This is a genomic window from Roseateles koreensis, assembly GCF_028595305.1.
Lineage (GTDB): Bacteria > Pseudomonadota > Gammaproteobacteria > Burkholderiales > Burkholderiaceae_C > Paucibacter_A > Paucibacter_A koreensis.
Map to the genome: position 1 here is coordinate 22,301 of NZ_JAQQXS010000018.1, position 22,753 is coordinate 45,053.

Genomic DNA, 22,753 nt, shown 5'->3' on the forward strand with positions numbered 1-22,753 from the left:
TTAGAATCCACGTTCCCGTCCTCTAACGATGCAGGCTCACCTGATGGGTGTGGCCGCGCACAAGCGCATGACCCAGTTCGCCAAGGAAACATTGCCCATTAGCCTCGAAGAGGAAATGCGGCGCTCATACCTCGATTACGCGATGAGCGTGATCGTCGGACGTGCTCTCCCCGATGCTCGCGACGGCTTGAAGCCGGTGCACCGTCGTGTGTTGTTCGCAATGCACGAGTTGAACAACGATTGGAACCGGCCTTACAAGAAGTCGGCCCGTATCGTTGGCGACGTGATTGGTAAATATCACCCGCACGGCGACACCGCCGTTTACGACACCATCGTGCGTATGGCGCAGGACTTTTCTCTGCGCCACATGTTGGTGGACGGGCAAGGCAATTTCGGCTCGGTGGACGGCGATAACGCCGCAGCCATGCGGTATACCGAAATTCGCCTGGCCAAAATCGCTCACGAGATGCTGGCCGATATTGACAAGGAAACTGTCGATTTCGGTCCCAACTATGACGGCTCGGAAAAAGAGCCCCTGGTGCTGCCGACCCGCTTGCCTAACCTGTTAATCAACGGGTCGACCGGCATCGCCGTGGGTATGGCCACAAACATCCCGCCGCACAACCTCAACGAGGTCGTGGATGCCTGCCTGCACGCGCTGAAGAACCCGGACTGCTCGATTGACGAGTTGATGGAAATCATCCCCGCGCCCGACTTCCCCACCGCCGGCATCATCTACGGCCTCTCGGGCGCCCGCGATGGCTACCGCACCGGCCGCGGCAAGGTGGTAATGCGCGCCAAGGTGCATTTCGAGGACATCGACAAGGGCAACCGCCAAAGCATCATCGTTGACGAGATCCCCTACCAGGTCAACAAGAAGACCTTGTTGGAGCGCATCGCCGAGCTGGTGCACGAGAAGAAGATCGACGGCATCAGCCATATCCAGGACGAGAGCGATAAGTCCGGCATGCGCGTGGTGATCGAGCTCAAGCGCGGTGAAGTGCCCGAGGTGGTGCTGAACAATCTGTACAAGCAGACGCAGCTGCAAGACACCTTCGGCATGAATATGGTGGCGCTGATCGACGGTCAGCCCAAACTGTGCAATTTGAAGGATCTGGTTACGGTGTTCCTGGAGCACCGCCGCGAGGTTGTCACGCGCCGCACGATTTTCGAGTTGCGCAAGGCCCGCGAGCGCGGCCATGTGCTGGAAGGCCTGGCCGTTGCGATGGCCAATATCGACGAGTTCATCGCCACCATCAAGGCATCGCCGACTCCGCCGATTGCCAAGGCAGCACTGATGAGCAAGAGCTGGGACTCGTCCCTGGTGCGCGAGATGTTGGCGCGTGCCGAAGGCGAGACCGTCGGCGGCCGCAATGCCTACCGTCCAGACGGATTGGCGCCTGAGTTCGGCCTGCAGGGCGATGGCCTCTACCGCCTCTCGGAAGACCAAGCGGGCGAGATCCTGCAGATGCGCCTGCAACGCCTGACCGGCCTGGAGCAGGACAAGGTCGTTGGCGAGTACAAAGAAGTGATGTCGCAGATCGCCGACCTGCTGGACATCCTGGCCAAGCCGGCCCGCGTCACCGCCATCATCAGCGAAGAGCTGATTCAAGTGCGTCAGGAATTTGGCCAGACCAAAATCGGCGCACGCCGCAGCGCCATTGAGCATAACGCCCAAGAGCTGGGGACTGAAGACCTCATCACGCCGACCGATATGGTCGTGACACTCTCGCACACCGGCTACATCAAGAGCCAGGCTTTGAGCGAGTACCGTGCCCAGAAGCGCGGCGGGCGCGGCAAGCAAGCCACCCAGACCAAGGACGACGACTGGGTCGACCAACTCTTCATCGCCAACACGCACGACTGGATTCTGTGCTTCAGCAACCGCGGCCGTGTCTACTGGCTGAAGGTTTGGGAAGTGCCGCAGGGCTCGCGCAACTCGCGCGGCAAGCCCATCGTCAATATGTTCCCGCTGCAGCAAGACGAAAAAATCACTGTCGTGCTGCCACTGACGGGTGAGTTCCGTGCCTTCCCTGAAGGCCATTTCATCTTCATGGCCACGGCCCTGGGTACAGTCAAGAAGACCTCTTTGGAAGACTTCGCCAACCCGCGCAAGGCCGGCATCATCGCCATCGCCCTGGACGACGGCGACCACCTGATTGGTGCCGCCCTGACCGACGGCAAGCATGACGTGATGCTGTTCAGCGACGGCGGCAAGGCCGTGCGATTTGACGAGGACGACGTGCGCTCACTGGGCCGTACGGCTCGAGGTGTGCGCGGCATGATGCTGGAACCTGAGCAGCGCCTGATTGCCATGCTGGTAGCCGAGGACGAGAACCAAAGCGTGTTGACCGCCACGGAAAACGGTTATGGCAAGCGCACTGCCATCACCGAATACACCCGCCACGGACGCGGTACCAAGGGCATGATCGCGATCCAGCAGACCGAGCGCAATGGCCGTGTGGTGGCCGCCACCCTGGTGCGCGCGGAAGACGAGATCATGCTGATCACTGACCGTGGCGTGCTGGTACGCACCCGTGTTTCTGAAATCCGCGAACTGGGCCGTGCCACCCAGGGCGTCACTCTGATCGCACTGGACGACGGCAGCAAGCTTTCCGGCCTGCAGCGTATCGTCGAGAACGATGCCAACGACGGCAACGCAGCAGAAGCCAATGCTGAAGACGCCGGCGATAACACCCCCACCAACGATGCGGCCGATACGGCCGGCGACGACGCCACCAAGGAATAAGCTTGAAAACGAAATCCACGAAGATCATCGTCGCCATCAGCCTGGCCCTTTGCGCCAGCGCGAGCTTTGCGCAGGCGGCCAATTCGACGTCATCAGCGGCAAAAAAAGAGCTGATAACCAAACTGCTGAATATGCAAAAGCCCAGCTATGACATGCTGGCGCGCAACCTGATGCAGCAACCCATCGGCAATCTGATGCAGGGCGCCAGTGCCGCCATGCAGCAAGTGCCGCCGGAAAAGCGGGAAGCAACGGCCAAGGCCATCGAAGCAGACGTCAAGAAATTCGTCGACGACAACACCCCGCTGATTCGCGACAAGGCCGCCAAGCTGGCGCCCTCCACCGTTGGCGCGGTACTGGACGAACGCTTCAGCGAAGATGAGTTGAAGCAGTTGTTGGCTTGGCTGGAATCGCCGGTGAACAAGAAGTTCGGCGAGTTGAATGTAGAGATGCAGAAATCTCTGGCCGACAAGTTGCTGGCCGATTTGGGCCCGACACTGGAAACCCGCTTCAAGACACTGCAGCAGGCCATCGGTAAGCAACTGGGCGTCAGCCCGGCTGCAGCGGGCGCATCTGGCAGCACCGCCAAGCCCGCCAAGAAGTAAGCCGTTTTGGAGTGGCCGTACCGCTGCGGCGGTACGGCCCGTCTGGTTTCACCCCGTTAAGCAGCCCTTTTTAAGCCCATGATTCAGCGTCCCTTCAATTTTTCGGCCGGCCCGGCTGCCCTTCCTGAAGAGGTTTTGAGCCAGGTCGCCGCCGAGATGCTGAACTGGCATGGCTCGGGGATGAGCGTGATGGAGATGAGCCATCGCGGACCCGAATTCACCTCGATCTGCGAAACCGCCGAACAAGACCTGCGCGACTTGCTGCAGGTGCCGGCCAACTTTCGCATCTTGTTCATGCAAGGCGGCGGCTTGGCTGAAAACGCCATCGTGCCCATGAATTTGTCGAGCGGCGGCGCCGTTGACATGGTCGTCACCGGTTCCTGGTCGACCAAGAGCGCCGATGAAGCTAAGCGTTATGCCGACGTGGCCATCGCAGCCAGCGGTGATTCGAGCAAATTCACCCGCATTCCTGATCCCAGCACCTGGGCCTTGCGCAAGAATGCAGCCTATGTGCATGTGTGCAGCAACGAAACCATCGATGGCGTGGAGTTTCATGCCCTGCCAGACCTGAAAGCGCTGGGCTGCGACGCACCGCTGGTGATCGATTGTTCGTCACACCAACTGTCCCGCGGCATCGATTGGGCCAAGGTCGGCCTGGCCTTTGGCGGCGCGCAGAAAAACATCGGCCCTGCGGGTTTGACGCTGGTGTTCGTGCGTGACGATCTGCTGGGCCGCGCCCTGCCCGTCTGCCCATCAGCCTTCAACTACAAAACCGTGGCGGCGGCGCAGTCCATGTACAACACGCCGCCGACCTTCTCCATCTACGTGGCGGGCCTGGTGTTCCAGTGGCTGAAGCAATTCAACTACGCCGGCAAGACCGGTGTGGCCGCCATTGAGCAGCGCAATATCGACAAGGCCAACTTGCTCTACGGCGCACTGGATCAATCGAATCTGTTTGAAAACCGCGTGGCGGCTGACTGCCGCTCACGCATGAATATCCCGTTCTACCTGCGCGGCGACTACAACACGCCGGAACTCAATGCGGCCTTCCTGACAGGAGCGAAGGCGCGCAATCTGCTGCAACTCAAAGGCCACAAGTCGGTGGGCGGCATGCGTGCATCGATCTACAACGCCATGCCCCTGGAGGGCGTACAAGCCCTGGTGGCATACCTGAAGGACTTTGAGGCACAACATGGCTGATACCCCCGCTGGCGCTGGCAGCGCGCCGGCCCCCGACCTGCTCGCCCTGCGCGACCAGATCGACGCGCTCGATCAGCAATTGCTGGATGTTTTGAATCGCCGCGCCAAAGTGGCGGAGTTGGTGGGCGAAGTGAAGCGCCGCGAAGGCACGCCCTTCTTCCGCCCCGACCGGGTGGCGCAAGTCATCGAAAAGATCAAGACCGCCAACCCCGGCCCGCTCAAGGGCGAGCATGTGGCCGCCATCTGGCGCGAGATTATGTCGGCCTGCCTGGCTTTGGAGTCCCCGCAGCGCGTGGCCGTGCTGGGCCCGGTCGGCACCTTCTGCGAGCAAGCCGCGATTGAATATTTTGGCGGTGCGGCCGACCTGATCTACTGCAACAGCTTCGACGAAGTGTTTCACGCCACCGCCAGCGGCAGTGCGCAGTATGGCGTCGTGGGCGTTGAGAACATGACTGAAGGCGTGGTCACCCGCTCGCTCGACCTGTTCCTGCACACACCCACGCACGTTGTAGGCGAAGTCAGCCTGCTGATCCGCCATGCCCTGATGCGCAAGGACAATTCCTTGCAAGAGATTGAGGCGGTATTGGCGCACCCGCAGGCGCTGGCCCAATGCCAGGGCTGGCTCAACAAACATTTGCCCAATGCCGAGCGCCGAGCGGTGTCCAGCAACGCGGAAGGCGCACGCCTGGCCGCCAGCAACCCCGCCTGGGCGGCGATTGCGAGCGAGCGAGCGTCCACCATTTTTGGCCTGCACGTCGTCGCCCACGCAATTCAGGATGAAGCCTACAACCGCACGCGCTTCGCCGTGATCTGCCTGCCCCAGACAATGGCTGCGCCACCTGCCACCGGGCGCGATTGCACCAGCCTGATCGTGTCGGTGACCAATCGCCCCGGTGCCATGCACGATCTGCTGGTGCCGCTAAAGACGCATGGCGTGTCCATGACCCGGCTGGAATCCCGCCCTGCGCGCACCGGCCAATGGGACTATTACTTCTACATCGACCTTGACGGCCACCCGAGCCAGCCTAACGTCGCAGCTGCACTGGCTGAGTTGCGTGAGCTGTGCGCCTTCTACAAGGTCATTGGCGCCTACCCCTTGAAAGCCTGAGGCGGCCGCGTATGTACAAGCAACTCGGCGTGATCGGATGCGGCCTGATGGGCGGCTCGTTTGCGCTGGCCATGAAAAAGGCCAAATTGGTGAAGCGCGTGGTGGGATACAGCAAATCGCCCTCCACCACCGAAGCCGCCAAGCGGCTGGGCGTGATTGACGTTGTTGCCGAATCGGCACTGTTGGCCGTGGCAGGCTCTGACGTGGTGTTGCTGGCCGTGCCGGTGTCAGCCACGGAGGCCACCTTGAAAGCCATCCGCGACCTGGTCACGCCGCAAATGCTGATCATGGACGTGGGCTCGACCAAGTGCGATGTATCGGAGGCGGCACGCAGCGCCCTGGGCGACCGCCTGCCCAGCTTCGTGCCCGCCCACCCCATTGCAGGCAAGGAAAGTGGTGGTGTCCAGCACGCAGAGGCCACGCTGTACCAGGGCCGACAAGTCATCCTGACACCGCTGCCTGAAACCCTGCCGCAGGCCGTGCAGGCGGCCACCGACATCTGGTCCAGCCTGGGCAGCCAGGTGCTGAAGATGACGCCCAAGAATCATGACGCGGCATTTGCCGCCGTGAGTCATCTGCCGCATCTGCTCGCCTACGCGTATTTTCAGTCGGTAGCCACCCAACCCGCTGGGCGGGATTTTCTCAGCCTGGCCGGCCCCGGCTTTCGCGACTTCACCCGCATTGCGGCGAGCGAACCCGCCGTCTGGCGCGACATCCTCATGGCCAATAAGGCTGAGGTGCTGGTGCAGGCCGGGCGCTTTCGCCAGACACTGGACGCGCTGGAAGCCCTCATCAAGGCAGATGATGCCAACGCCCTCGAAGCCCGCATCCGGCTGATCTCCGAAGCCCGTGCCGAATGGCAGATGGGCGCCCCCCGCCTGCCCAAGTAGCCCCTTCGACGCAAGCCAGTTTGCCCTGCCGCTTGCGCCACAACCCTCGCTCGTCATGTTCAAGATTCCATTCCTCGATCTGCCCCCTTTGCGAAGCGCTGGCGGTACCGTCCGGCTGCCCGGCTCCAAAAGCATCTCCAACCGGGTGCTGCTGCTGGCGGGCCTGTCGGAAGGCACCACGCATGTACATGACCTGCTCGACTCCGATGACACCGCGGTGATGCTGGCCTCGCTCAAGGAGTTGGGTTGCGATTTGCGCACCGACACCGACGGTGTGCTGCACGTCACTGGCATCGGCGCGCAACTGCGCACAGCCGACACCAAGCTGTTTCTCGGCAACGCCGGCACTGCCATGCGCCCGCTCACCGCCGCCCTGGCCCTGCTGGTAGCCACACAAGGTGGGCAATTCGAGTTGAGCGGCGTGCCACGCATGCATGAGCGCCCCATTGGAGATCTGGTGGATGCCTTGCGGGGGCTCGGTTGCCAGATCGAATGCACTGGCCAAGAGGGCTACCCGCCGCTGAAGTTGACCGGCCCGTCTGCCTTGCAGTTAGATCAGCCCGTGCGCGTGCGCGGCGATGTTTCCAGCCAGTTCCTGACCGCCCTGCTGCTGGCCCTGCCCCTGGTGGCGCAAGACCGCCCGGTGGTGATCGAGGTGGTGGGGGAGTTGATTTCCCGCCCCTACGTTTTCATCACCCTGGCGTTGCTGGCCCGGTTCGGCATTGAGGTCCAGCAAGAAGGTTGGCAACGTTTCACCATCCCCGCGGGTTCGCGCTACCGCTCGCCGGGCGCCGTACATGTGGAAGGCGACGCTTCATCCGCATCCTATTTCGTGGCTCTGGGCGCGATTGCCGCTACGGGCGATCCCCTGCGCATTGAAGGAGTCGGCCACGCCAGCCTGCAAGGCGATGTGCGCTTTGTTGAAGCGGCCCAAGCCATGGGCGCCCGTGTGGAACAAGGCCCCAACTGGCTTGAAGTGCGACGCGGAGCGTGGCCGCTGCACGGCATCGACCTCGATTGCAACCACATTCCTGATGCCGCCATGACCCTGGCGGTGATGGCGCTGTACGCCGACAGCCCCACCACCTTGCGCAATATCGCCAGCTGGCGGGTCAAGGAAACCGATCGCATTGCCGCCATGGCCACCGAATTGCAAAAACTCGGCGCCCAGGTGGAAGAAGGCCCCGATTGGATTCGCGTGCATCCCCTGCGCGACTGGCAGGCCGCCAGCATCCACACCTACGACGACCACCGCGTGGCCATGTGCTTCTCGCTGACCGCCTTCAATGGCCTGGTGACGCCGAATGCCGTGTCAGTGCGCATCCTCGACCCGCAATGCGTGGCCAAGACCTTTCCGGACTATTTTGAAACCCTGTTCGAGGTGGTGGAAGCGCACGCCGAAGACATCCCCGTCATCACCATCGATGGCCCCACCGCCTCCGGCAAAGGCACATTGGCAGACGTCGCGGCCCACGCGCTCGGCTATGTGGTGCTGGACTCCGGCTCGCTCTACCGGGCCTGCGCCCTGGCGGCCGACCGCGAAGACATCGACCTGAACGACGCCAACGCCGTGGCCGCCATCGGCGCCAATCTCAATCTGAGCTTTAAACGCGGGCGCGTCTGGCTGGATGAAGACGACATCACCGACGCCCTGCGCCTGGAAGCCACCGGTTTGATGGCCTCGCAGGTGGCGGCCCATCCGGCTGTGCGCGCGGCCTTGAATCAGTTGCAGCTCAACTTCCGCCGCCTGCCGGGCCTGGTGGCGGATGGGCGCGACATGGGCACTGCGGTATTCCCCGACGCCGCCTTGAAAGTGTTTCTCACAGCCAGCGCGGCCACGCGCGCCGAGCGACGCCATAAGCAATTGATTTCCAAAGGAATTTCGGCTAATATCGAAAGCTTGCGTCAAGATTTGGAAAATCGGGATGCGCGCGACAAAAATCGCGCCGCCAGCCCGCTGCATCCGGCACTTGACGCCCGGATGCTCGACAACTCGCTGCAGACGATTGAGGAATCGGTCGAACTGCTGCTGAATTGGTGGGCTGAAACAAGACCTTTTGCTGCTCAGCGTTGAGCGAGAAAGGTCGGTTGGGGCTGAATAGGTATCGATGATTCGAGAACTCAAGGCCCCAACCAACAACGCCGCCCGACCCTTTGGCCGGGTGGAGTCATCAACCTTAACCCGCAAGACGCTCCAACGACTTGCACCCACCGCCTGCGAACAAACGCTTGTTGCAGCAGGTCCAGGAAACCTCATGTCCCAAACCCAAACCGCAGCTTTCGCTCCTGACTCTTTTGCCGCCATGTTCGAGGAGTCGCTGCAGCGCTCCGACCTGCGCGCCGGTGAAGTGATCTCGGCCGAAGTCGTGCGCGTTGAGCACAGCTTTGTGGTTGTGAACGCCGGCCTCAAGTCTGAAGCCTACGTGCCAATCGAAGAATTCAAGAACGACCAGGGCGAACTGGAAGTTCAAATCGGCGACTTCGTTTCCGTGGCCATCGACGCCATCGAAAACGGCTACGGCGACACCATCCTGTCGCGCGACAAGGCCAAGCGTCTGGCCTCGTGGCTGTCGCTGGAAACCGCACTGGAGTCGGGCGACTTCGTGACCGGTACCGTGTCGGGCAAGGTCAAGGGCGGCCTGACCGTTCTGGTCAACGGCATCCGCGCCTTCCTGCCGGGTTCCCTGCTGGACACCCGTCCGGTCAAGGACATGAGCCCGTACGAAGGCAAGACCATGGAGTTCAAGGTCATCAAGCTGGACCGCAAGCGCAACAACGTCGTGTTGTCGCGTCGTGCTGTGGTTGAAGCTTCGATGGGCGAAGAGCGCGCCAAGCTGCTGGAAACGCTGGCCGAAGGCGCCATCGTTCAAGGCGTGGTCAAGAACATCACCGAATACGGTGCGTTCGTGGACCTGGGCGGTATCGACGGCCTGCTGCACATCACCGACATGGCATGGCGCCGTGTCCGCCACCCTTCGGAAGTTGTGACTGTCGGCCAAGAGCTGACCGCCAAGATCCTGAAGTTCGACGCCGAGAAGAACCGCGTTTCGCTGGGCCTGAAGCAATTGGGCGACGATCCTTGGTTCGGTGTGGCTCGCCGCTACCCCACCAGCACCCGCCTGTTCGGCAAGATCACCAACATCGCTGACTACGGCGCATTCGTTGAGATCGAACCCGGCATCGAAGGTCTGGTGCACGTCTCCGAAATGGACTGGACCAACAAAAACGTTGCGCCTTCCAAGCTGGTCAGCCTGGGCGACGAAGTCGAAGTCATGGTCCTGGAAATCGACGAAGACAAGCGTCGCATCTCCCTGGGCATGAAGCAGTGCAAGGCCAATCCTTGGGAAGATTTCGCTGAAACCGTCAAGCGCGGCGACCGCGTCAAGGGCCCCGTCAAGTCCATCACCGACTTCGGCGTGTTCGTTGGCCTGGCTCAAGGCATCGACGGTCTGGTGCACCTGTCCGACCTGTCGTGGAACGAAACCGGCGAAGCTGCTGTGCGCAACTTCAAGAAGGGCCAGGAAGTTGAAGCCCTGGTGCTGGCCGTTGACGTCGAGCGCGAGCGCATCTCCCTGGGCATCAAGCAGCTGGACAGCGACCCGTTCACCACCTACACCACGGTCAATGACCGCGGCATGACGGTGACCGGCAAGGTCAAGACTGTGGACGCCCGTGGCGCCGAGATCGAACTGGCTGACGAAGTGCTGGGTTACCTGCGCGCCTCCGAAATCAGCCGCGACCGCGTTGAAGACGCACGCAATGTGCTGAAGGAAGGCGACGAAGTCTCCGCCCTGATCGTGAATGTGGATCGCAAGACCCGCAACATTCAGCTGTCGATCAAGGCCAAGGACAACGCCGACAACCAAGAAGCCATGCAGCGCCTGAGCGCTACTGCCGAGCGCGAAAGCGCCGGCACGACCAGCCTGGGCGCCCTGCTGCGCGCCAAGCTGGACAACCAAGGCTAATTGGCAGAAACGGCCGAAATGGCCAGACGAACAGGCCCCCGGGCCTGTTCCCTGTGCTAATCTCGCGTCGCTCAAAAAGGGCTCGTCACTTCAGGGTGCGAGCCTTTTTCAATCCAGCCCAAGGCTTTGCGCAAGATCGCCCGCCCGTGCGCCCAACTGGTCGTCAATGGCATCTTGCGCAAGTCCTCGGACCCCACCACCCGCCCCCGCTTCACGCCACACAACATGACCCGCTCCGATCTGGTTGCTTTGCTGTCAGAGCGCTTTGGCCAACTGGCCCAGCGCGACACCGAATTCGCCGTCAAGACGATTCTGGACGCCATGTCCGACGCCCTGGCGCGTGGGCACCGCATCGAGATTCGCGGCTTCGGCAGCTTCTCTGTCAACCGCCGCCCGCCCCGCAAAGGCCGCAACCCACGCAGCGGCGAGCAAGTCATGATCCCCGAGAAGCTGGTGCCCCATTTCAAGCCGGGCAAGGCTCTGCGCGAAGCGGTGGATGCCAAAGGCACGGACACCGCCGAGCTGGGCTGAGATGCCCTCGCGTGGCGCTTAGAATCAAGCCTCCATGCGAATCCTCATCTGGCTCTTTCGAGCATTTCTCTTCTTCACGCTTTTCGCCTTTGCGCTGAACAACAGCCAAGAGGTGGTCGTGCGCTGGTTCTTCGGCCATGAGTGGCAAGCGCCCTTGGTCATCATCGTGCTGCTGGCTTTTGGCCTCGGCTGCGCACTGGGGGTTTTGGCCATGGTGCCCGCCTGGTGGAAGCACCGCCGCGTGGCCAAGCGCGCCAAATCCGACGCCGAGGCGCAAGCCCCTGCCTCCGAACCCCTGACCCCACCCGCGATTCACGATGGAATTTGACCCCCGCTGGCTGCTGTTCGTTCTGCCCGCAGCCTTTGCCCTGGGCTGGCTGGCCTCCAAGCTCGATACCCGGCAATGGAAGCGCGAGCAACGTGACGCCCCCAAGGCCTATTTCAAAGGCCTGAACTTGCTGCTCAACGAGCAGCAGGACAAAGCCATCGACGCCTTCATCGAGGCGGTCCAGAACGACCCCGACACCTCCGAGCTGCACTTTGCGCTGGGCAATCTGTTCCGCCGCCGCGGTGAATATGAACGTGCGGTGCGCGTGCACCAACACCTGTTGCAGCGCGGCGACCTGCCCCGGCAGGAGCGCGACCGAGCGCAACACGCGCTGGCGCAAGACTTCTTCAAGGCCGGCCTGTTCGACCGGGCGGAACAAGCCTTCGCCGCCCTGCGGGGCACGCCGTTCGAAAACGAGGCCGAGTTGGCCTTGCTCTCCTTGTTCGAGCGCTCACGCGAGTGGCGCAAGGCCGTGGAGGTGGCCCGCCATCTGGAGCAAACCGGCACGGCGTCGTTTGCCGCTCGAGTAGCACATTACCTGTGCGAACTAGCCCTGGAATCTCTCGCCCGCGAGCAGGTGGGCGAAGCGCAAGCTCTGCTGCTGGAAGCCCGCAAAGCCGCGCCACAAGCCGCCCGCGCCCACGTGCTCACCGGCCAGTTGCTGGCCAAGCAAGGCCAGGCGGAAGCCGCCATGGCCGCCTATGCGGAGCTCTTGGCCCTCAACCCTGAGGCCTTCAATCTGGTGGCCAAAGACTATGCCGAGGCTGCCATCGCCTGCGGCGCTGCTGAACGTGCACTCACCGCCCTGAGCCTGCAATACCACCGCGTGCCGGGCATGCATCTGCTGGGTGCCATCGCCAAGCTGGAGCCTGCCGCAGCGCAACAGCGCGCTCGCTTGGTTGAGCACCTGCGCGATCAGCCCAGCCTGGCTGCCGCGCGCCGCCTGCTCACGGTCAGCAACTCACAGCTCAGCGACGAAGAAGCCCCCTTGGTGGGCCGCGCCATGGATCAGGCCGTGCGCCCCTTGCAACGCTATCGCTGCGCCGCCTGTGGCTTCGAAGCCCAGCACTATTTCTGGCAATGTCCCGGCTGCCTGAACTGGGACACCTACCCGCCGCGCCATGTCGACGAATAGGCCAGCCCCGACGTCGCCTCAAAGCCCGCGCCACATCCTGATCGTCCGCCTGAGCGCTTTGGGCGACGTGGCCTTGAGCTCCGGGCTCATCCCCGCCCTGCACAGCCTGTGGCCCAACGCCCGCATCAGCTGGCTGGTCGAAGCGCCCGCGGCGCCCTTGCTTCAACACAATCCACACCTGCATGAAGTGATCCTCATGCCGCGCCAGAACTGGCTCAGCCTGTGGCGAGGCGGCCAAAAGCGCCAAGCACTGCGCGAGGTCTGGCAGTTCCGCAAAGCACTGCGAGCGCGAGCCTTCGATTGCGTCATCGACCCCCAAGGTTTGCTTAAAAGCGGCCTGATGGCGTGGTTCACGGCGGCGCCGCGACGGGTCAATCTCAAACCCCGCGAGGGCAGCCAATGGCTGATGCACGAGAGCGTTCAGCCCCAGGACACCGAGACCCGCCCCTTGATCGCCCACGAGTACCGTGATCTTGCGGTCTACCTTGGCGCTGCCGCTACAAGCTATCGCATGGATCTGGCTGTCGGCGCCCAAGCCCGGGTGCAGGCCCAACAACGCCTGGCACAAGTCGGCATCAAGTGCGAGCAGGGCCAACGTTATGCGGTGCTCGCCGCCTTCACCACCCGTCCACAAAAGCATTGGATCGAAGGCCACTGGGCCGAGTTGGCGGAGGGTTTGAGCCGCCAAGGTTTCACGCCGCTGTTGTTGGGTGGGCCGGGTGATGTGGAGGCTGCGGCGCGCATTTGCCAAAGCCAGCCCTTGATCCACAACCTGACCGGTCAGCTGAGGTTGGATGAAACGGTGGCTGCCATTGCAGACAGCCATCTGCTGATCGGCGTCGACACCGGACTCACCCACATGGGCATTGCACTGGGCAAACCCACCGTGGCCTTGTTTGGCTCCACGGCGCCCTACCTGCGCGGCCCGGACGACACCACCCAGGTTCTCTACGACGCCCTGCCTTGCTCGCCCTGCCATCGCCACCCCACGTGCAATGGTCGTTTCGACTGCATGCAGCAATTGACCGTAGGCCGCGTGCTGAGCGCGGCCACCCAGGTGCTGCAAACCCAAGTCCAAGCACACACCGGGGGCGCGGTTCACACCCCAGTTGATCACGGCGGCGCTAGCGCACGCCCCGAAACCATTTGACCGCTACCATGACCCACAGCAGCACATCCGCCGATCAACGACCGTACACGGCGGTCCTGCACCAATTTGTCGGCATGGGCGATCTGGTCTGGCACGCGCAATATTTTCGCGAGATCGCCAAACAAAGCCGCGATGGGCAGGTCTCGGTGATCGCCTCGCCCACCACCTTTGCCCGTGAACTGCTGGGGCACGAGCCCTGGGTGCGCGAAATCATCGACTTTGACCGCCGCCCCCGGCGCAGCGAAAAGCGGGCCGGTCGCCACAGCGGCGTTGCCGGCCTGTTCCGCATGGGTGCGGAGTTGAAGCCCCTGGGCTTCGATCGCATCGCCCTGTTCACCCATCACGCCAACCGTGCCATCGTCGCCTGGCGTGCCGGCATCGCGCAGCGCATCGGCTATGGCACCAGCGTGCTGCAACGCCTGCTGCTCAGCAAAACGCCCTGGATCACCGGCTACAAAGGCCCCGCCGTGGCTGTCTATAAAGACGCCACCGCCTTCATGTTGGCGCAAGGCTGGTGCGATGCACCGATCGTGCCCCGCCTGAGCGTCAGGCCCGATGCCTTGGCACGCATGCAGGCCCGCTTGGCGCAATTGCCGCACCCGCTGCACGCCTTCACCATCGGCTCGTCGGAGCCCTTCAAACAATGGGGGGCCGCCAACTTCTCCGCCCTGGCCAACGCACTGGCAGGGCAAGGCCACGGCATCCTCATCCTGGGCGGCCCGGTTGAAACGGAGTTGGCGCAGGCCATCATTGCCGGCATCGAACCAGCCTATCGCCACCAGGTAATGGCCATCACCGACGGCACAGTCAGTGAAACCGTGGCGGCCTTGTCTTTGGCCCAAACCTGTGCAGGCAACGACACCGGGGCCACCAATATCGCGGCCGCTGTCGGCACGCCCACTCAGGTCATTCTGGGCCCGCGTCCCGACCTCGAGCACGACCCCAAGCATCTGCACATGATCAAGGCCACGCATCTGCTGGACATCACGCCGGCCGACGTGCAAAAGCGCCTCCTGAAAAGCCTCGCCATCACGATCTGACACGATGAGACCCTTGACCGATACCCCTCCCAGCGCCTATATCGACGTCAGCGACATGCGGCTCGGGGACCGCATGGCCTGTGCCTGGTGGGCCCAGCAGCGCCGCATGAACGAGGGCCTGCGCTTCGCCCTGCTCGACCGCAATTTCAAGCTTGCCGAGCGCTTCTCGCTAGCCCTGTTCTTTCCCGCCACGTTCACCGAAATGAGCGAGGCTGAAATTAAGGCGGCAAACCTGCCCGAGTGGCACCAAAGCAATCTGTGGCTGACGGTCACCAATGCCTTCGCAAAGACACAGCTGGCCGGCCACTTCGAATACCTGCCCCCTGAAGTCTTGCAACGCGCCGAAGAAATTCGCCGCCAGAAAACTCCCGGCAAACCCCGCGTGTTGATCCACCAACTCAACGACGCGCCTTACAACCGCGTGCGCAACTGGAAGCAATGCGACGCTGACGCCTTGCCACCCGCGCTGACTGCTTTGGGGTTTGACGTGCTGCTGCTCAACCCCAAGGCCAAGCAGTTCATCGGCGGTTACACCGAAATGCTGGCACAGATGCTGGTGTGCGATGCCTTCATCGGCGGCGACACTGGCCCCAGCCACGTCTTTGCGCTGCTCTGCGCGGACAAGCCGCAGGTCGCCATCTACCCTGACATGACGCGCAACGAAAAGATGTACGAGTGGCAGCGCGTCGAGTTGGGTGTGGAGCTCCCCTGGAGCAGCATGCCGCTGCGCCCAGACTTGGCCAAGCTGACCTTGCGCCATACACGTCACTGGGTGTTCGAACGCGGGTTGCCACGCTGGCACCGGGTGGGCCGCTTCAAGGTTGAAGACGCGGTGAACACCTTGCTGTCGGTCATGCCGGCGCCCCGATGACCCGCCCTGCCCTATATCTTGATCTGACCGACCTGGTTCAATGGGTGCGCCGCAACCCGACCGTGACGGGCATCCAGCGGGTGCACATCAACTATGCCGTGCATGCGTTGGATCTGGGCGTCAGCTGCATCATGTTCCACGGCCGCGGCTGCCGCGAGGTGGAGCTTCTCAGCGCTGAGTTTGTCCGTTATGTTGCCGACGTCCTGGCGGGCCGGCGGATGATGGACAAACGCCGTTTCTACGCCCTGTGTCCCAACGCACGCCTTGACCCCTGGGCGGACTATCGCCACAAATACGGCAGCAAACCGCTCAAATACGCCTGGCATACCCTCGGCAGCGCAGTGCAGTTCTACGCCCGACAAGCCTTGTTCAAGCGCATTGCGGCGCCCGTGCAATTCCAAGCTGGCGACATGCTCATCAACGTTGGGCGCAGTTGGACGATTGCCGGCTACGTGACCCGCATCCAGCAACTCAAGGACAAGTACGGCATCGCGGCGCTGCTGTTTCTGCACGATCTCATTCCGATCCGCAACGCGGCGGAGCGGCGCGCCAATTCGCAATTTTTGGATTTTGTAACGGCAGCCTTGCGCACCTTCGACCACTTCTTCACCAGCTCCGACTACAACCGGGGCGAAATAGCGCGCTGCATGCAGGAGTTTCTCGGCCATGAGAAACCGGTCGAGAAGCTCAGCTTCGGCCAAGACCTCGATGACCGCAGCCAACCCGACGCCCCCTTGCCAGAGGGCCTGGAACCTGGGCGTTACCTGCTTTGCGTAGGGCGCATTGCCCCCTCAAAAAACCAGTTGCGCCTGCTGCACGTGTGGCAGCGCATCGTTGAAGCCGGACAGCAGCACGGTGTGAAGATGGTCTTTCTGGGTGAACTCAGCGCCAACTACCGCGAATTTCACCAAGCCTACCGGGCTGCCCCCGGTCTGGCCCAAGCGCTGATCCTGCTGAGCAATGCCTCAGACGCCACGCTCAACACCTTGTATCGGCACTGCCTGTTCACGGTTTTCCCGTCGACGCTGGAAGGCTATGGCCTGCCCGCCGCGGAGTCGATGGCTTACGGCAAGTTCTGCCTGGCCTCCAACGCGACTGCCATCCCGGAAGCGGCGGGCCCCTACGCCGACTATTTCGATCCGCTGGACGACGCCGAAATGTCAGCGCAAATTGTTCGTTATCTGGCGGACCCAAACGCGCTGCAGGCTCGTGAGGCCTTGATACGCAGCGCACCTCTCAAAACCTGGGCGCAGGCCAGCGGAGCCTTGGTGGCACGCGCCAACCAACTGGCAGGGGGCGATCAGCCTGCGGGTTGAACCAAGGCTGGAACCGCCTCGGCCAGACTGACAAAACGCAACGCCGTCAGGTGCGCGGGTGATCGGGCAGACTCGCCTTCACCGTTTTTCGCCAGCAGCACGCAGCGCCCCACACCGGCGGCCACGGCGGCCTCCATGTCAGACACTTTGTCACCAAACATGAGTGAGGCCGGCAGGTCAAGCTGCAAGGCCTCAGCGGCGCGCAGCAACATGCCCGGAGCGGGCTTGCGGCAATCGCAATCCCGGGTGAACTCGGGCACTTGGCCATCGGGCAGGTGCGGGCAGTACTCGATCGCGGCAAGTGGCACACCCTGCGCCTGCAGACTAGCGCGCATTTGCACGCTCAAGGCCAAAAAATCGGCCTCACTGTATTTGCCCCGGGCAATGCCCGATTGATTGGTCACCACCACCAACACATAACCCGCCTCATGCAGGGTGCGCATCGCATCGACGGCGCCTGAGACAAATTCAAAATCACGCCAGTGACCCACGTAGCCATGGTCGATATTGATCACCCCGTCGCGGTCCAGAAACGCCGCCTTTTTGCGGCCAGCCGTGCCCGTCATCCACCGGCCCTCAGGCTGCGCACCAGAGCGGTGGTGGAGAAGCCGTCCACAAAAGACAAGGCCTCTGAGCGGCCACCCCAGGAGCGCACCAAGCGTGTTTCTTCGAGGGTTTCCATGTCGTAGTCGCCGCCCTTGACGTAGATGTCAGGGCGGATGCGCGCCAGCAGAGCCACCGGCGTGGGCTCGGCAAAAAAGGTCACGCAATCAACCGAAGCCAAGCCGGCCAAAACCAGGGCGCGGTCTACGTCGCGGTTGATCGGGCGCTCCGGCCCTTTGCCCAGGCCGCGCGCCGAGGCGTCGGTGTTGATGGCCACAATCAGGCTGCCGCCACGCTGACGCGCTGCATGCAGATAGCTCACGTGGCCGCGATGCAAGATATCGAAAACGCCGTTGGTGAACACCAGCGGCCGCGGCAAGGCGGCCAGGCGGGCTGCGAGTGCAGCATCATCCAGGCTGGCGGCGTCCAGCAATTTGTCTTGCAGTGCCCAGTCCAAGCTCGGTACGCCGCTCATGCCTGCAATTCCTCGTAGCTGACGGTGGCGGTGCCAAACTTGCCCACCACAATGCCACCGGCCCGATTGGCCCAGCGCATGGCCTGATCCTGCGACAAACCCGCCGCCATCATCACGGCCAGCGTGGCAATCACGGTGTCGCCCGCGCCAGTCACGTCGAACACTTCACGGGCTTGTGCCGGTTCATGGCAGACACCTTCTTCGCCGAACAAGGTCATGCCTTCTTCAGAGCGGGTCACCAACACGGCCTCAACGTTGATGGCCGCGCGCAGCGCGTCCGCCTTGGCTTTTAATTCAGCCTCGCCGCGCCATTGCCCCGTCACCAAAGCCAGCTCGGCCCGGTTGGGCGTGATCATGGTGGCACCGGCATAACGCTGAAAATCACTGCCCTTGGGGTCAATCAACACCGGCTTGCCGGCAGCACGGGCCAAGGCAATCATGCGCGGAATATGCGCCAAACCACCCTTGCCATAGTCAGAAAACAGCACCAGGTCGTGCTGCGGCAGTTCTTGCTCGAATGCGTCCAGCATCTCGCCCAGCACTTCGTGATCAGGCTCATTCTCGAAGTCGATGCGCAGCAACTGTTGAGCCCGGCCGATCACCCGCAACTTAACGATGGTGTGCAGTTTGGGGTCGTCACGCAGCACCGTCTCGACGCCTTGCGCATGCAGCAACTCGCGCAGCTTGACGGCAGGCTCGTCGCGCCCCACCACGGTCAGCAGCGTGCAACGCGCACCCAGGGTCTTGACGTTGAGCGCCACGTTGGCGGCGCCGCCCAAGCGCTCTTCCTCTCGGTCGACTCGCACCACCGGCACGGGTGCCTCGGGAGAAATGCGCTCCACCACGCCGTGCCAGTAACGGTCCAACATGACGTCACCCACCACCAGCACACGGCGCTGCCCGAGCAACTCGCGCGAGGGTAAGGCCTGCAGCGAGGTCTTGTCTGATTCCTGCACCATGTCAGTCCAGCCCCAGCTGCGACTCGATCAAACCGCACAAGGTGTGGCCGATCAAAATGTGCGCCTCTTGAATGCGGGCGGTCACCGTATGGGGAACCACGATGCTGGCATCGCAGACTTGGCGCAGTTGCCCCCCGTCGCGGCCCAACAAACCGAGGGTGTAAACGCCCGCAGCCTTGGCGGCTTCAACCGCGCGCAAAACATTGCCCGAATTGCCCGAAGTCGAGATGGCCACCAACGCATCGCCGGAGCGCGCCAGGGCAGTGAGTTGGCGTGCGAACACCTGATCGAAGCTGTAGTCGTTGCCGATGCAGGTGAGCGCGGAGGTGTCGGTACTCAGGGCGATGGCAGCCAGCGGGCGCCGATCTTTGATGAAGCGCCCGGTCAATTCGGCGGCCAAGTGCTGGCTGTCGGCGGCCGAACCACCATTGCCGCAGAACATCACCTTGCCGCCCGTCGCCAGCACCTGCGCCAAACGCTCACCGGCGGCAGCAATGCTGCCGTCCAAGGCGTGAAGGACGGACATCAGTTGCTGGTGCTCAGCAAGATTGCGAAGAAACAAAGTGCTCATGAAGGATTGACCTGTGAGAAGAGGTGCGCGGCGGCACCTGCCGCCACGCGAATTTCGTTGGATCGATGCGCCTATTATCAGCGTTTGGTCGGCCCGCATGGGCGAGCGAATCCCGGCGACAATCACGCTCCTTCATCATCGCACCGCCCCATCCCCCCATGAGCGAACCTCAGGATCTGAAAACCATCGCGCGTCGTCTGGCGGTGCATGTCAAGCCTTACACCAAAGGGCTTGTCTTGACGGGCGCAGCCTATATCGGCGCGGCCGTGACCGAGCCCCTGATTCCCAAACTGATCAATACGGTGTTCAGCGACGGCTTCACCAAAAATGCGTTCAGCATCTGGTGGGTGCCGGCGGTCTTGATCGGTCTGTTTGCGCTGCGCGGGTTTTGCAGCTTTGTGGGCCAGTACATGTTCAACTGGACCCTGCTGCGCAGCGTGATGGACTTTCGCGCCGCGCTGCTGGACGCGCTGCTTCGCGCCGATGCCCGCGTCTTCACCAGCCTGCAACCCGGCACCGCCGTGACCAAGGTGGTGAACGACCCGCAGCAGATCATGAGCCTGATCGGCAACAGCGCCATCAATGTGCTGCGCGATGGCCTGCCGGCCCTGGCCATGCTGATTTATCTGTTCTACCTGAACTGGCAACTCACGCTGCTTTCACTGGTCACCACGCCCCTGATGGCCTTGGTCGTGCAAAAGGTCAATCAACGCGTGCGCGCTATGGGCAGCCGCACCTATGACGCGCAATTGCAACTGGTTAACAAGGTGGACGACGTGACGCGTGCCTGGCGCGTAGTGCGCACCTTCAACGCCGCGGACCACGAGCGCGCAGTCTTCGGCAAGCTCGCCCAAGACGTTCAGCGCAACGCCTTGAAGACCAACGCCGCAGGCGCCCTGAGCCAGCCGCTCTCGCAACTGGTGGCCAGCGTCGGGCTCTCCATCATCATTTGCCTGGCCTTGCTGCAGGCCCGGCAAACGCATACGGGCGTGGGCGAATTCGCGGCCTTCGTCACCGCGCTGCTGCTGTTGACCTCGCGGCTGCGCCACCTGAGCGACCTGATGCCGCCCATCTCCAATGCCTTGGTGATCGCCCGCGGTTGCTTGAGCCTGATGGACATGCCCACCGAGCCCGACAACGGCCAACGCAGCCTGAGCGCGGTACGGGGGGACATCTCCCTGCAAGACGTCACCCTGCAATACCCCGGCGCCGAGCGCCCGGCCCTATTGGGTTTGAACATGCACTTCAAGGCCGGGCAAACCACCGCACTGGTGGGCAGTTCGGGCGCGGGCAAGAGTTCCATCATCCATCTGCTGCTCGCTTTTGGGGAGCCGGACAAGGGCCAGATCCTGCTCGACGGCGTACCGATTTCAGAGCTGCAAAAGTCCAATCTGCGTCGTCAGTTCGCCGTGGTGTCGCAAGACATCGTGCTCTTTGACACCTCAATCGCCAACAACATCGCCTATGCCCAGCCCCGCGACGAGGCCCGCTTGGAGCAGGCCCTGCGTGCCGCGCATCTGTGGGATTTTGTGCAGAAAGAACTGCCGCAGGGCCTGGACACCCTGGTGGGGGCCAACGGCAGCAAGCTGAGCGGCGGCCAGCGCCAGCGGCTGGCCATCGCCCGTGCGCTGTACCGCGACGCCCCGATCTGGATCTTTGACGAAGCCACCTCCGCCCTCGACACCGAGAGCGAACGCGCCGTTCAACAAGCGCTGGAGCAATGGCAAGGCCGCAAAACCCTGATCGTCATCGCGCACCGTCTGTCCACCATCCGCTCAGCCGACACCATCCAGGTGATGAGCCAGGGCCGGGTGATTGAAGGCGGCACCCATGCCGAATTGCTGGCCACCGACGGCGCCTACGCGGCCATGGTGCGGGCGCAGAACGGCGAATAGTTTCCTAGCGCCAGGCTCCTGGCTCAGCCCGGCAGGGTTTCAGCGAAGCCGGCCTTGCGCCGGCGCATGGCCGCGGCGTCCACCTGCGGAGGCTGGGTGGGCCAACCGAAAAACTTCTGCACCTCGAGCCGTCGTGCCAAGGTGTCACTCATGCCCAGATTGATCAACTCGTTGGTGAATGAGGGCTCGAACAACAAGTAGCTAGTCAGCGCAGAGCCGCTGGCGCCCTTGCCCTCACCCGCCACGCCCACGCTGCGCAGCAAGCCCTTGATGGCGGGCGGCAGGCTGCCCTGATGTTCGGCCGCCAACTCATCCAGCCGCCGGCTGGGCGCAATCACCAAAATATCCACTGGGCGCAGCGGCGTGGATTGACGAGCACTCGCCGTCAGCAGAGACAAGGTATTGTTGATGCGCTGCAAACGCTCCACATCGACGGCGAGCGAATCCAGAAAGATGTTCGACAAGGCATGGCCGGCAATCTGCGCCATGCTGGGCGCACCTTCTACCAAAGTGCGTTGAGCCTGCTCGTCAGCCGGCTCATTCATGCGGCCTGCGCCAATCACCAGCACGCGCTCGGCGCCCAGATGCACGGCCGGTGAGATCGGGGCGCTCTGGCGCATCGAGCCATCGCCAAACCATTCTTTCTTGCCACCCAGCTCGAGCGGCTCGGCCGGGAAAATGAAAGGAATGGCCGAAGACGCCAGCAGGTGCTCAACCGACAGCTGTGTCGGCACCGCAATGCGCTGCGAGCGCAACCAAGGCGTGACGGCCTGCCGGGCTTGAAAAAACGTCACATGCTGCCCCGAGGTGTAGCTGGAGCCGCTGATGGCCAAAGCCTGCAAATGGCCTTGTGTGAGCATCTCCTGCACCCGGTCCATCTTGACCCATTTGTGCAGCAGCCGTCCAAGCGGCGCGTTATCCAGCAGGCTGCGCGGGCGCGTGCGGCGCCACCGCGCCACGGCCCAACCCAGGCTCATCATGGTCATCCAGCGTGCGCCGGTGCGAATCACGCCAAAGGCATCCGCGCAATAGACGTCGCTCACATGCAGGTTCTGCCACAGATGAACCAAGCCATCGACCGCGGAGTCGAAGTCGTCGGCATAACAGGCCAAGGTGCCGGCATTAATGGCCCCCGCCGACGTGCCCGCCACGATGGGAAAGGGGCTGCCATTGCCACCCATGCCCGCGTCGCGGCGCAACTGCGCCAGGGCGGCCAGCACGCCAACCTGGTAAGCAGCGCGCGCCCCCCCACCGGTCAGGATCAGACCCGTGGGGCGTGCCGCATCAAGGTTGGCGCGAGGCAAAGGGGGCGATGACATAGGGGGCATCATTGCTGCGCATCATCGCCCAAATGCCAGCCCTTTT

General features: G+C 62.8%; 20 protein-coding genes. 15 read left to right on the forward strand and 5 right to left on the reverse strand.

From position 1 onward, the window contains the following. Positions 1 to 67: 67 nt before the first annotated feature. From gyrA to PRZ01_RS17330, 14 genes are all read left to right on the forward strand, one after another. A complete protein-coding gene (gene gyrA / locus PRZ01_RS17265) occupies positions 68 to 2,749 on the forward strand; it encodes a DNA gyrase subunit A (protein ID WP_273598127.1) in 2,682 nt (893 codons plus the stop codon). Positions 2,750 to 2,751: 2 nt separating this feature from the next. After that, entirely contained in the window at positions 2,752 to 3,351 is a 600-nt protein-coding gene (locus tag PRZ01_RS17270; protein WP_273598082.1) for a DUF2059 domain-containing protein, read from the forward strand. An 81-nt stretch (positions 3,352 to 3,432) separates the two neighbouring features. Beyond that, positions 3,433 to 4,551: a 3-phosphoserine/phosphohydroxythreonine transaminase gene (gene serC / locus PRZ01_RS17275; protein WP_273598128.1), complete on the forward strand. Its 1,119-nt coding sequence runs from the start codon at positions 3,433 to 3,435 to the stop codon at positions 4,549 to 4,551. Continuing rightward, a complete protein-coding gene (gene pheA, locus PRZ01_RS17280; RefSeq protein ID WP_273598083.1) occupies positions 4,544 to 5,659 on the forward strand; it encodes a prephenate dehydratase in 1,116 nt (371 codons plus the stop codon). Before serC ends, pheA begins: the two co-directional genes overlap by 8 nt. Positions 5,660 to 5,670: 11 nt before the next feature. Then, positions 5,671 to 6,549: a prephenate dehydrogenase gene (locus tag PRZ01_RS17285; RefSeq protein ID WP_273598084.1), complete on the forward strand. Its 879-nt coding sequence runs from the start codon at positions 5,671 to 5,673 to the stop codon at positions 6,547 to 6,549. 55 nt (positions 6,550 to 6,604) lie between these two features. Further along, positions 6,605 to 8,623 (forward strand): bifunctional 3-phosphoshikimate 1-carboxyvinyltransferase/cytidylate kinase, encoded by a 2,019-nt coding sequence (locus PRZ01_RS17290; protein WP_273598085.1) that lies wholly within the window; start codon positions 6,605 to 6,607, stop codon positions 8,621 to 8,623. A 181-nt stretch (positions 8,624 to 8,804) separates the two neighbouring features. Further along, complete coding sequence (gene rpsA / locus PRZ01_RS17295) at positions 8,805 to 10,514, forward strand: 30S ribosomal protein S1 (RefSeq protein WP_273598086.1); 1,710 nt, start codon at positions 8,805 to 8,807, stop codon at positions 10,512 to 10,514. Positions 10,515 to 10,739: 225 nt separating this feature from the next. Further along, positions 10,740 to 11,045 carry an integration host factor subunit beta gene (locus tag PRZ01_RS17300; RefSeq protein WP_273598129.1) on the forward strand — a complete coding sequence of 102 codons (306 nt, stop codon included), beginning with the start codon at positions 10,740 to 10,742 and terminating at the stop codon, positions 11,043 to 11,045. Between the two features lie 34 nt (positions 11,046 to 11,079). Beyond that, positions 11,080 to 11,373, forward strand: coding sequence for a LapA family protein (locus PRZ01_RS17305; RefSeq protein WP_273598087.1), 294 nt, complete (start codon positions 11,080 to 11,082; stop codon positions 11,371 to 11,373). Beyond that, on the forward strand, positions 11,363 to 12,508 hold the full coding sequence (gene lapB, locus PRZ01_RS17310; RefSeq protein WP_273598088.1) for a lipopolysaccharide assembly protein LapB: 1,146 nt from the start codon (positions 11,363 to 11,365) through the stop codon (positions 12,506 to 12,508). Before PRZ01_RS17305 ends, lapB begins: the two co-directional genes overlap by 11 nt. Beyond that, the gene (locus PRZ01_RS17315) at positions 12,495 to 13,658 is read left to right on the forward strand and encodes a glycosyltransferase family 9 protein (RefSeq protein ID WP_273598089.1); all 1,164 of its coding nucleotides are present in this window, start codon (positions 12,495 to 12,497) and stop codon (positions 13,656 to 13,658) included. The genes lapB and PRZ01_RS17315 overlap by 14 nt, the downstream gene beginning before the upstream one ends. A gap of 8 nt (positions 13,659 to 13,666) precedes the next feature. Then, on the forward strand, positions 13,667 to 14,698 hold the full coding sequence (locus PRZ01_RS17320) for a glycosyltransferase family 9 protein (protein ID WP_273598090.1): 1,032 nt from the start codon (positions 13,667 to 13,669) through the stop codon (positions 14,696 to 14,698). A 4-nt stretch (positions 14,699 to 14,702) separates the two neighbouring features. Then, positions 14,703 to 15,569, forward strand: coding sequence for a glycosyltransferase family 9 protein (locus PRZ01_RS17325; RefSeq protein ID WP_273598091.1), 867 nt, complete (start codon positions 14,703 to 14,705; stop codon positions 15,567 to 15,569). Further along, positions 15,566 to 16,885, forward strand: coding sequence for a glycosyltransferase (locus PRZ01_RS17330; RefSeq protein ID WP_273598092.1), 1,320 nt, complete (start codon positions 15,566 to 15,568; stop codon positions 16,883 to 16,885). The genes PRZ01_RS17325 and PRZ01_RS17330 overlap by 4 nt, the downstream gene beginning before the upstream one ends. On the opposite strand, the gene gmhB is transcribed toward PRZ01_RS17330, so the two are convergent. From gmhB to PRZ01_RS17350, 4 genes are read right to left on the reverse strand one after another with little or no spacing between them, the layout of a single operon-like run. Beyond that, positions 16,870 to 17,451: a D-glycero-beta-D-manno-heptose 1,7-bisphosphate 7-phosphatase gene (gene gmhB / locus PRZ01_RS17335; RefSeq protein WP_273598093.1), complete on the reverse strand. Its 582-nt coding sequence runs from the start codon at positions 17,449 to 17,451 to the stop codon at positions 16,870 to 16,872. The genes PRZ01_RS17330 and gmhB overlap by 16 nt on opposite strands. Further along, positions 17,448 to 17,963 carry an adenylyltransferase/cytidyltransferase family protein gene (locus tag PRZ01_RS17340; RefSeq protein WP_273598094.1) on the reverse strand — a complete coding sequence of 172 codons (516 nt, stop codon included), beginning with the start codon at positions 17,961 to 17,963 and terminating at the stop codon, positions 17,448 to 17,450. The genes gmhB and PRZ01_RS17340 overlap by 4 nt, the downstream gene beginning before the upstream one ends. After that, positions 17,960 to 18,922, reverse strand: coding sequence for a D-glycero-beta-D-manno-heptose-7-phosphate kinase (gene rfaE1, locus PRZ01_RS17345; RefSeq protein WP_273598095.1), 963 nt, complete (start codon positions 18,920 to 18,922; stop codon positions 17,960 to 17,962). The genes PRZ01_RS17340 and rfaE1 overlap by 4 nt, the downstream gene beginning before the upstream one ends. A gap of 1 nt (position 18,923) precedes the next feature. Further along, positions 18,924 to 19,493 carry a D-sedoheptulose-7-phosphate isomerase gene (locus tag PRZ01_RS17350; RefSeq protein ID WP_273598096.1) on the reverse strand — a complete coding sequence of 190 codons (570 nt, stop codon included), beginning with the start codon at positions 19,491 to 19,493 and terminating at the stop codon, positions 18,924 to 18,926. Between the two features lie 158 nt (positions 19,494 to 19,651). On the opposite strand from PRZ01_RS17350, the gene msbA reads away from it, so the two are divergent. Continuing rightward, positions 19,652 to 21,388: a lipid A export permease/ATP-binding protein MsbA gene (gene msbA, locus PRZ01_RS17355; protein ID WP_273598097.1), complete on the forward strand. Its 1,737-nt coding sequence runs from the start codon at positions 19,652 to 19,654 to the stop codon at positions 21,386 to 21,388. Between the two features lie 23 nt (positions 21,389 to 21,411). On the opposite strand, the gene PRZ01_RS17360 is transcribed toward msbA, so the two are convergent. After that, on the reverse strand, positions 21,412 to 22,716 hold the full coding sequence (locus PRZ01_RS17360; protein WP_409993871.1) for a patatin-like phospholipase family protein: 1,305 nt from the start codon (positions 22,714 to 22,716) through the stop codon (positions 21,412 to 21,414). Between the last annotated feature and the right edge of the window lie 37 nt (positions 22,717 to 22,753).